The sequence below is a fragment of the Paenibacillus forsythiae T98 genome, assembly GCF_000520735.1.
GTDB classification, from domain to species: Bacteria; Bacillota; Bacilli; order Paenibacillales; family Paenibacillaceae; genus Paenibacillus_AQ; species Paenibacillus_AQ forsythiae.
Map to the genome: position 1 here is coordinate 1 of NZ_ASSC01000631.1, position 10,663 is coordinate 10,663.

9 protein-coding genes are annotated in these 10,663 nt (G+C 54.5%); 3 read left to right on the plus strand and 6 right to left on the minus strand.

The window, feature by feature from the left end; translation table 11 throughout:
- From L692_RS29500 to L692_RS0119480, 3 genes are all read right to left on the minus strand, one after another.
- Positions 1–441, minus strand: a 441-nt coding sequence (locus tag L692_RS29500; protein ID WP_232238829.1) for a GDP-mannose 4,6-dehydratase, incomplete at its 3' end; no start/stop codon positions are given.
- Positions 429–1,199 (minus strand): glucose-1-phosphate cytidylyltransferase, encoded by a 771-nt coding sequence (rfbF, locus tag L692_RS0119475; protein ID WP_025701728.1) that lies wholly within the window; start codon positions 1,197–1,199, stop codon positions 429–431. The genes rfbF and L692_RS29500, both read right to left, overlap by 13 nt.
- 32 nt (positions 1,200–1,231) lie before the next feature.
- Positions 1,232–2,110, minus strand: a complete 879-nt coding sequence (locus L692_RS0119480; RefSeq protein WP_025701729.1) for a glycosyltransferase family 2 protein — start codon at positions 2,108–2,110, stop codon at positions 1,232–1,234.
- A gap of 198 nt (positions 2,111–2,308) precedes the next feature.
- Here L692_RS0119480 and L692_RS0119485 point away from each other — a divergent pair, with 198 nt between their 5' ends.
- Positions 2,309–3,271, plus strand: coding sequence for a glycosyltransferase family 4 protein (locus L692_RS0119485; protein ID WP_025701730.1), 963 nt, complete (start codon positions 2,309–2,311; stop codon positions 3,269–3,271).
- A 12-nt stretch (positions 3,272–3,283) separates the two neighbouring features.
- Entirely contained in the window at positions 3,284–5,086 is a 1,803-nt protein-coding gene (locus tag L692_RS0119490; RefSeq protein ID WP_025701731.1) for a LamG-like jellyroll fold domain-containing protein, read from the plus strand.
- A gap of 36 nt (positions 5,087–5,122) precedes the next feature.
- On the opposite strand, the gene wsfD is transcribed toward L692_RS0119490, so the two are convergent.
- On the minus strand, positions 5,123–6,544 hold the full coding sequence (gene wsfD / locus L692_RS0119495) for a glycan biosynthesis hexose transferase WsfD (protein WP_025701732.1): 1,422 nt from the start codon (positions 6,542–6,544) through the stop codon (positions 5,123–5,125).
- 48 nt (positions 6,545–6,592) lie between these two features.
- Positions 6,593–8,491 (minus strand): LTA synthase family protein, encoded by a 1,899-nt coding sequence (locus L692_RS0119500; protein WP_025701733.1) that lies wholly within the window; start codon positions 8,489–8,491, stop codon positions 6,593–6,595.
- Between the two features lie 175 nt (positions 8,492–8,666).
- Between L692_RS0119500 and L692_RS0119505 the strand changes: the two genes are divergently transcribed.
- The gene (locus L692_RS0119505) at positions 8,667–9,209 is read left to right on the plus strand and encodes a DUF1003 domain-containing protein (protein WP_025701734.1); all 543 of its coding nucleotides are present in this window, start codon (positions 8,667–8,669) and stop codon (positions 9,207–9,209) included.
- Between the two features lie 52 nt (positions 9,210–9,261).
- On the opposite strand, the gene fabF is transcribed toward L692_RS0119505, so the two are convergent.
- On the minus strand, positions 9,262–10,497 hold the full coding sequence (gene fabF, locus L692_RS0119510; protein WP_025701735.1) for a beta-ketoacyl-ACP synthase II: 1,236 nt from the start codon (positions 10,495–10,497) through the stop codon (positions 9,262–9,264).
- Positions 10,498–10,663: the final 166 nt, after the last annotated feature.

Genomic DNA, 10,663 nt, shown 5'->3' on the forward strand with positions numbered 1-10,663 from the left:
CCAGAACCACTCCTTGTTGCTGTAGCATTTGTCCGTCGTCACATTGACCAGCGCCTTGATCTTGCCTCCTTGAGCGTTGTTCCGGCGCACCGCCTCCAGCACATGAACGGTGCCCAGCACATTCACCGCATACGTATCCACCGGACGCTGGTAGGACTCCCTGACGAGCGGCTGCGCCGCCAGATGCAGCACGATATCCGGATCGGCCGCGCGCATGGCCGCCTGAAGATGAGCCAAATCCCGGACGTCCCCTGTAATGGAGGTCAGAAGCTGGCCGGTACGGCCGCACTCATACAGGCTGGGATCGGTCGGAGGCGCGTCTGAATAGCCGGTTACTACCGCTCCGAGCCGATGCAGCCAAATGGACAGCCAGGAGCCTTTAAAACCCGTATGGCCGGTCAGAAACACCTTTTTACCGGTCCAGAAATTTATTTTCTCCACGGAGCATTCCCCGATTTCCATAACTGATCCAGATAATTTTTGTCCCGCAAAGTATCCATCGGATGCCAGAAGCCTTCGAATTTATAACCCATCAGGTGGCCTTCTCGGGAAAGACCTTCCAGCGGCTCCTGCTCAAATACCGTCTTGTCTCCCTCAATGTATTGAAACACCTGCGGCTCAAGCACAAAAAAACCTGCATTAATCCAGGAGTTGTCGCCCTTAGGCTTCTCCCGAAAAGCCTCGACCCGCTGCTGGTCATTCAGCTGCATCGATCCGAACCTCCCCGGAGGCTGGGTTACGGTTACCGTGGCGATTTTGCCGTGGCTCCGGTGGAATGCCAGCAGCGCGTTAAGGTCGATTGAAGACAGCCCGTCGCCGTAAGTCATCATAAACGGCTCCTCGCCGATGAACGGGGCAATTCTTTTCAATCTCCCTCCGGTGAGCGTTTCCAGCCCCGTATCGACAAGGGTAACCTTCCAGGGCTCCGCCTTCCGCTGGTGAATGACCATTTCATTTTGATTGGTATAATCGAACGTGACATCGGAATTGTAGAGATAGTAGTTGGAGAAATACTCCTTGATTACATTGCCTTTATAGCCAAGACAGATTACAAAGTCGTTAAATCCGTAATCGGAATACATCTTCATGATATGCCATAAAATCGGCTTCTCGCCGATCTCGATCATCGGCTTCGGCCGCAGATGCGATTCTTCGCTGATCCGCGTGCCGTAGCCGCCTGCCAGAATTACTGCCTTCATTCCGGACATCCCCTTTCAGGATTTACGTAAAATTACCCTCTCCAAACGCTGTTCAGTACGTCCATCAACGCCAACTGATCGTACCTTCTGGCGGACAGATTCCGGAAAAGGATCTTGCGTATCCATTCCCGTTCGGACCCGTCGCCGCTCCTCCTCGAATAACATAAATTCAGATGAAGCTCCCATTCTTCGGAGGTGGGAACAAGTCCCATTCCATTCAATAAATCCAGGCGAATCCTGTCCGCTTGCCTCAGCTGCTCCAGGCGACGGGTTCTGCTGAGCTGCAGATCATGCTGGCGGTAGTACAGATAGCATTGCTCCAGATTGGCTATACGGGTGATTGCCGAAAGCCTGGCCCAGAGATGATAGTCCTCCGCATGTTGGTAATCCGGATCATACGGCGGACTGTGAAGCCGGTCCAGGACCCGCCTTCTCAGCATTACGGAAGGGTGCGCGAGACAGCAGTTGATCAGCAGCGAACAGGCGACAATATCCGGATCGCAAGGAAGCGCGGTACTCAGGCCTCCGTCTCCATGGGGAGGAGAACCCATAATCCGGTACTGCGTGCCGCAGACCCCGATTTCGGGGTGCAGATCCATGAACTGAATCTGTGCCTTGAAGCGGTCCGGCAGACTGTAATCGTCCGCATCCATTCTGGCAATGTATGCTCCCGAGGCGGCGTTCAAGCCGCAATTCAGGCTGGACACAATTCCGCTGTTCGTCCCGTTATGAATCAGCTTGATGCGAGGATCGGAATACCGTTCAAGAATCTCGAGGCTGTTATCGGTTGATCCGTCGTTAATGACGATCAGCTCAAAATCGGTATAGCTCTGCTGCAAAATGCTCTCCACCGCGTGCTCCAGAAAGCAGGATGCGTTATAGACCGGCATCAGGACAGATAGATTCGCCATCCACATCTCCTCCTCATACAGTAGATTCCTGCGGAGGGATTTTAGATATGGACAATTGCAGCGGGAAATTTGCATATTTTGACCGGCTCAGGCTTGATGATTATTTAGAGCAATAGGCGGACTCCGTATGCAGCGGCGAAACGGGAATCATATGATGTCATAGTCCCATATACAAATGCTCAGTCAGGAGGGTTCTCCATGAGAATTCTGCAAGTCGCGCCAAATCATGAAACCGTCCCTCCCCCCAGGGATGGAGGAACGGAACGCATCATCTATGAGCTCTCTCAAGAACTGGTCAAGAGGGGGCATGAGGTCATTCTATTTGCTCCGAACGGAAGCTATATTTGGGGAAGCGTCATTCCTTATCCATTTTACGGAGATGATGCCATCGCATCTTATGTGGTGGAGAATCTCCCGGAAAATATTGATATTATTCATGACCATACCTTTGATTCCGCGCTCAGCCGGATCGAAATCAATGTTCCGGTAGTCCATACCATTCATCTGCCTGTGTATAATCCTGTTTATTTTCCGATTTATGTAAGCCGCAGCGCCAGGGAAACGATAGGCGGGGGATACGGATTCGATGTGAACAACGGTATTGTCGTTGATGAATATGAATTCAGCCACGAAAAAGGCGATTTTCTGCTCTTTATGGGCAGAATTGTCCGGGAAAAAGGGGTTCTCCAGGCGATGGACCTAGCCGAAATGACCGGACAGCGGCTGGTTATAGCCGGACCGATCCATGACGAAGAAATGTTCATTCAGGAGGTTACTCCCCGTTTGAACCGCAATTCCCTTCTCCAATATGTCGGCCCGGTCGGGGGAAGAGTCCGCCAGGATCTGTTAAAGTATGCCAGATGCCTTCTTTTTCCTATCCAGTGGGAAGAACCGTTCGGACTTGTGCTCATTGAGGCGATGGCCTGCGGAACCCCTGTGCTTGCGATGGCTAAAGGGGCTGTTCCGGAAATACTTGAGCCCTTCCCCGAGATGATGTGCGACTCATTCGAAGAGATGGCAGGAAAGCTGTACGATTATCAAGCCCCCTACCTCCCTGAAAAATTAAGATACTATGTCGGAGAGCGATTCTCGGTATCCAGAATGGTAGACCGCTATCTCTATCTGTATCAATTAGCCATCTCGGGGTACTGGGGATCATAGGAGGGATTGTCCATGTATGAACAGAGCACATTGCAGTTTGACGGCAGCGAATGGATCAAGTTCCAGAGAACCTGCGACATCAGCAATACCTTTACTTATGAATTCTGGGTGAAAGCGGAAGAGGAACAAGCTCTCGACGAGGAACGGAATACAGGAGCGGACGGGACAGGCGGAAGAGCTTATTTGGTGGGTCCCGATTTCTACCCGGAGGGCAGCGCGGGCTGCGGAATCTCCGTCGGCACAAACGGCATAGCGGTCTATGAGCATTCAGTGAATCATCTTCCCGCCAGACTGGTCTTCGCGCATGATTTCTCGGAATGGCAGCATGTTGCCGTCGTATCGGACAACAAGAAGCTGCGGCTGTATATTAACGGAGCCCGGGTAAAGGAAGAAAGCATGGCCAGCAATGTTGAACGGGTTATCCCCTCCCTGGGCATAGGAGGCCATCAGTACGGCACATTTAAAGGCCAGGTCCGGGAGTTTCGTCTATGGTCCGTCGCCCGGAGCGAGGAAGAGATTGGAACCCACATCTTTTCGGCGCTGGACGGGGATGAGGGCGGTCTGTATTTCTACCGCGATCCGGCCAGAGGCGTCGCCGTCAGCGGGGGGACCCCAAGAAATTTTGCCGTAAGCGTCATTATACCTTCCTATAACCGCTGCCCGCTGAACTATTTTTCCCTGATGAGTCTGGAACGGCAGCAATTCCCGCTTCAGCAGATGGAGGTTGTGTTTCTGGATGACGGCTCTACGGATCATACGCCTTCCCTGTACTACTCGCTGTATCCGGAATTTCCATTCATTTATGTGCAGCAGCTTAAGAGCAGGGGAAGATCCCGAATACGGAACATCGGCTCGGGCATTGCAACGGGGCGCACCCTGCTGTTTGTGGATGCCGAGATGATATGCGGGCCGGATTTTGTCATGACCCATGTCAACCACCATCAGAGCGGAGAGCGGAATATCGTATCCGGGGCCATGCGCTCAAGACGCATCTATACGATGACCGATCCCGGTTATTCGGCGCAGCAGAAATCCGTTATGAGCGAGCTGTATTCCGGCAATCCGATCACCGCGCCGATCATTGAGCAATTTATGCAGGGGGATCAGACGCCGGTGCAGCTCCTCCCCTTTGAATTGATGTTTGATCCCGATCACCTCAACCGGTGGAGCAGCAAGAATGATTACTTCGATAGCATCCTGCAAACTTATGGCAGCAAATTCAAGCTGTTTCAATACTCCTGGTTGAATCTCATCACGAATAATCTCTCGATGACCAAGCGTTTTTTTGACGAGATCGGCGGTTTCGACGAAGCTCTTACGGGGTTCGGTTGGGAGGACTGGGAATTCGGGTATCGCGCCGCCAGAAAAGGAGCGGTATTCATCCATGACGACGCCGTGATTAATTATCACCAGGAGCATCCGATTTCACCCGAGAATACCTTCCAGTCCCGGTCCAACTATTTGAAATTCTGTGACAAGAACCCTCAAGCGATGGAGATCAAATTGTTCGCCCTCACCATGGTGCCTGACTGGGTGACCCTGTCCGACCTGAACGATTATTTAATGGAATATAACAAGATCAAAGCGATCTATAAGGATCGTTTCAAGTGGTTCCACCGTTACCTGGAACGGGCCATTGACCTGCTGCTTGAGCAATTGCGGCAGACAGAGACCATCACGCTGCCCATTGCCCCCTCCGTCCTCCGTCCGGAAGAAGAGACGGCTGTCCGTGAGGATGTCGCAGCGATCCGGGAGCTGGACGCATTCCCCAAGCTGCTGGAGATGTTCGAGCGGGTATCGAAATACTATTATTGACCTGTTGCCGAAAAAGAAGCCGTGACGCACCAAGCGTCACGGCTTTCCCCTGAACATCCATCCTCTCAATTTATGAGCGGCCCAGGCGAACATCGTTACAGCCATCATGTCAAAGCAGACATTGAACAGAAACAAATGCTTGCTCATATCCGCGCGCCCGTCGCCGAGGATCGGCACGAGGAACGCGAAAATACCGATGAGTCCGAGCAGCATCATCAGCTCGCAGGCTACCTGCTGTCGCCGGTCCGCGCTTCGCAGCCATTCGTACAACGCTCCGGCATAATATACGGCGTAGAAGATAGCCAGAAATGCGAGGTTATGGGGCAGCACATGAAGTTTAAACCGGCTCCATCCGCTGTACGTATAGGCAAGCAGGCGCGGCGGCTTATTATCCGCCTTCTCGTAATTTCCGAGATAGGAGGGGCGAATCGCCATGCTGTATTTTGCCGCGTAGCGCATATTGTCCAGCAAGCGCCCGGGATGCTTCAGATAGAATGCCAGCACATCCTTGTGGGAAATCCGGCTGTAAAAGTCGGGAACGAGCGAAGGGTCATTCTGTTCGACCGCCGTGCCTTTCTCGAAATAATTGGTGCCCGCCAGCACCTCCAGCTTCTCTGGCAACCCCAATTCCCTCAGATCCCCTTTCACATCCGGCGAACCGTTCAGAATGCCGTAAAATACCGTCTGGTACAGATTGATATGCTTCAATTCCTTCGGTGCGGCGGCGTACATAATCACGGAAATCAGAAATATCGCCACCGAGAAGCGGATGGCCGCTTTCCTGAACGCCCCGCCCTGAAGCGACGCGAACCGCAGAAAGATCAGCGCGAAGGCGACGCCGATGGGCGCGTTCTGGATTTTGGAGCAGGCCAGGAAGAGGACGGCGGCAAAGAACAGCCACAGATCCCTGGCCTCCGGCTTCTCCTTGAAAGCCAGCCTCAGCCCAAGCGCGAAAGTCAGCAGCATGAACACGAGTGAGACCGGCTCCCCGAACAGCGAATTGAAGTACGCGAGATAGCCGATATCATAAAAGACAAACAGCAGCGCACCCGCCAGCAGCAAGCCCGTGACCCAGGAGGCGCGGGCGTTATATTTGACCAGCAGCCAGGTCGCTGCAAGCAGCAGTATGCCGTATACCGCAGCCAGCAGGCGAATGTCGAACCAGCTTCCGTGGAACAAACCGCCCAGCAGCCTTGGCGCCAGCACAACGAAAATCTGCGAAGAGGGATAGAACCCCCGGAACAGATGCTCATACGCAAACCGGGAATGGCTGTAATTGAAAAAACGGTCCGCATACGTTTCGGAAGCGTTGTAATAATGCAGACCGATCGTGTCCATCATTCGCAGAAAGTCGCCGTTGTCGGCCACGCCGACGAACGGCCCGAGGAACAGCAGGCCGAGCAGCAGGCCGAAGCCCGCCGCCACCCCCAGAACATGCGGTTTAAACCATGGTTTCATTAATATTCGCTCCCAGCTTCTTCATCCTTTTGGCCGCTAGCCGGATGGCTAGCGTTTCGGCAGCAGCTTCACATATTCGTCGGACAGGCTCATCCACTGCAAAATATACTTGTAGTCCCGCTCATACCTGGCGAAATCGGCGACCGGCTGGAGCGTCTTCAGCGAGATGGCCTCGCCGTCCTGAAAGCTTTTGCCGGGAACGAACAGGATGTCGTCATTGAAGAAAGATCCCGAGGGCAGATAGTATCTCATCCCCAGCACATTATGCCGGATATTCAGCAGGTCGTGTCCGAATGGCGTAACCCCTTCGCTTTTCAGCGATATGCCCAGCAGATTGGCCAGAGTCGGCATAATATCAAGCTGCCCGCCTGTCGTTTCGACGGTCTTCCCCCGCTCCGAGCCGGGCATGTGAATGATGAGCGGAATGTTGAACCGGCTGACCCGTGAATCGTACTTGATGCCAAGCGCGCCCTCCACCTGCTCCGGCGGAACGCTCTGCGGCTGGAGACCGAAATGGTCGCCGTAGAGCACCAGCACCGTGCTGTCCCACAGTCCGTTTTGCTTCAACCCGTCAATCAGCGTCCCGATGGCATAATCGGTATAGTTAATCGCGGTCAGATAATCGCCGAGCATGGTGCCCTGGAGATGGTCCGGTACGGTAATTCTTTTGAAAGCATCAGGAATCTGGAACGGGTGATGACTGGAGGCCGTCACGAACTGGGCGTAGAAAGGCGTCCCTTTCTTGCCCAGCTCGGCCAGCTTCTGCACTCCCGTAATGTACAATTGTTCATCCGAAGCGCCGAAGGCGTTGAAATGATCGTTCTTATAGTAAGGTTTGTCGTAATAGCCGTTAAAACCGAGCGCCGCGTACAGCTCCTTGCGGTTCCAGAAGCCAACCTTATTGACATGGAAGGTGTAGGCTTCGTAGCCCTTGCTCTCCAGCACGCGCGGCAGGCCCGGCAGCTTCCGGTCCCCGAAGCCCGTAGACATGGCCAGCGTTCCGATGGGATAGATAGACGTATTGCTCATAAATTCGGCGTCCGAGGTATTTCCCGGACCGATCTGCTGGTAGACATGGGGAAAATAAAGCCCTTCATCCGCCAGCCTGTTCAGATTCGGCGTAAGCTCCTGCCCGTCCAGCGACTGATGCAGCGGAAAGTTCTGAAAAGCCTCCATCTGCACGACAATGACATTCTTGCCCTGCATGGCCCCATAATAGGCGGCGGACGGCGTGCCGGACGGCGCTCCCGCATAGTTGTAGGAGGTCTCCAGTTCCTCGACCTTGGCGATTGTATCCTTGATGTTGCCGGTGCCGACCAGCTCGCTGTTCTGGCGTTCCCGGATCGCGGCGACGACCTCATAATTCAGAAATCCCGCGCTTTCCGCCTGCGCCAGCTCGTTCGTGATTCCCGACGAGGCATGAATCGAATAGGCGGACAGCGAGGCCCCTCCGAAGATGGAGAGCATAATAACGGCGGGGTACACCCACCGAAGTCCGGATGGAGCATCGCCCGAACGCATCTCCCCCATGCCCGCTTTCCCTCGGCGCAGCAAGCGGTAAATCCCATACACCGCGATATCCGCAAAGAACAAATAATCGATGGGCTGTATCGTGGACTCTACACTGTCCCTGATTTGAAATACCTGGTGCAGCTCGGCGAGGGCCAGATAGGTCGGCACCGAGCCGAAATGATTGAAGTATACGCTTGCGGCGAACAGCAGCAGCGACAGTATGACATTGAGCGTCCAGAACGCGGCGGTCTTTGCCCTCCTTGGCACCGCAGCAGCCAGAATTCCCATCAGCAGCAGCGCCGGCGCCGCATCGGCCAGAACCCATTCCCAGGCGATCCGGTCGAAGAACAGCATCCGCAGCAGCAGCAGCTTAAGCACCAGCAGCGCGGACACCAGATAGAACCGGCCGGCGTTTCCCATTCTTCTCCTGTACATGCTTTACCCCTCTTACTCGTTGAAATGGTAAAATAACAGACCTTTTTTTGTAAAACCCGACGACTCGTCTAGTATAATGGAAGTTAGAAGAAGACACCAGCCGCATTCCCGCCATATACAAATGAAAAAGGATGGAGTAAGATGATGGCATTCTTTTGACCAAGGAGGGCCATCCATGGCGCAAGCAAAAGCAAAAAAGGTCCCGCCGGTGGACGCGACCATTAATGGATTTGATATTGAACTGAACGAGCAGCACAAAGGACGTATCGACAATCTTGTAGATATTTACGAAAAACGCATCCTCGCCCATCTGGAAGAGGAATACGACAAGCAGACGGGCCTTGGCGGAAAATTGGCCGACCGCATAGCCGCTTTCGGCGGAAGCTGGAAGTTTATCCTGTATTTTTCCTGCTTCTTGGCGGTGTGGATCGTCTGGAATGTGCTCGGCTTCACCCGGCATTTCGATTCGCCTCCGTTTATCCTGCTGAATCTGTGCCTGTCATTTCTGTCGGCATTCCAGGCGCCGATCATTATGATGAGCCAGAACCGGCAGACGGCGCGGGACAAACATGAGGCGATCATCGACTTTGCGATCAACTACAAGGCGGAGCAGGAGATCGACGACATGCAGGGCCATCTGCACCGGATTGAAGCGGAGCTTCAGGAGCTGAAGACCTTGCTCATGAATCAGCAGAAGAGCGGCAAGGATGCGGAATAAGCAAAATGGCTTCGCCCCGCTACTCGGGCGCATTCGGGCGGCGGCGCTCCTTTTAGGAATACTTCCGAATCACAACCACCGCATTATGCCCGCCGAAGCCGAAGGAATTCGACATGCCGATATGCAAATCCCGCACTCTGGCTTCATTCGGCACATAGTCCAGGTCGCATTCGGGATCGGGCCGCTCCAGATTGATCGTTGGCGGGATGACGTTCCCGCACAGGCTTTTGACCAGAGCAATGGCTTCCGCGCCCCCGGCCGCGCCGAGCATATGTCCCGTCATCGACTTGTTGGCCGTGACCGGTACGCGGTATGCGTCCTCGCCAAACAGAGCCTTGATCGCCTTCGTCTCCGATAAATCGCCGAGCGCCGTGCTGGTGGCGTGCGCGCTGATCACATCAATGTCCGCCGGTGTAACCTTGGCGGATTGCAAGGCCAGCTTCATCGCCTGGTAAGCCCCCCTTCCCTTCGGATGGGTCGCCACCATATGGTAGGCGTCGGAGCTGGCGCCATAGCCGATCACCTCCGCGTAAATCCGCGCATCCCGGCGCCGCGCATGAGTGAGCGACTCCAGGACGAGAATGCCCGCCCCTTCGCCAAGGACGAAGCCGTCCCTGTCCGCGTCAAACGGGCGGCTGGCCCGCGTTATGTCCCCGTTTCGGACGGATAAGGCATGGGCGTTGCCGAAGCTGGCCAGCGATATTTCATTGATTGCGGCCTCTGCGCCCCCGGCCAGAATAACGTCCGCCTCGCCGGAACGGATGGCCCGGAAGGCTTCGCCGATGGCCGTATTGCCAATGGAACAGGCCGTAACCGGCGATAGCGCCGGGCCCATGGCGCCATAACGAATGCTGATGGAAGCCGCCGCCATATTAGCAATCATCATCGGCACCAAGGTTGGACTTACCCGGTCCGGCCCGCGTTCGAGCAACACCCCATGCTGGTCCAGCAGCGACCCGATGCCGCCAATGCCCGAGCCGACATACACTCCGAGCCGTTCCCTGTCCATATTCTCCAGCTTCAGTCCCGAATCGGCCAGCGCCTGATCGGCGGCTGCAACCGCGAATTGGGTGAAGCGGTCCATACGCCGCGCCTCCTTGCGGCCAAACAGCGCGTCGGCGTCGAAATCCCGGACAACGCCTCCAAACCTTGCCTTATAGGCAGACGTGTCAAATGCGTCAATTTCAGATATGCCCGATTGCCCGTTTCGCAATTGATCCCAGAACTGCTCCACATCGCTGCCAAGAGGAGACACGATCCCCATGCCGCTTATGACGACTCTTTCCATAATGAATCCTCCTTCATTATCACATCCAACGTCATCATGTCACGGATATTATCCTATTACAAGTTGTAGTTTAAACTAGTATAATAGGTGCTATGATAATGAGTAATGGAGGAATGATTTATGAATGCCGAGACCCGGCTTGAGGCGCTGTCCGCCTTCCTGAAAT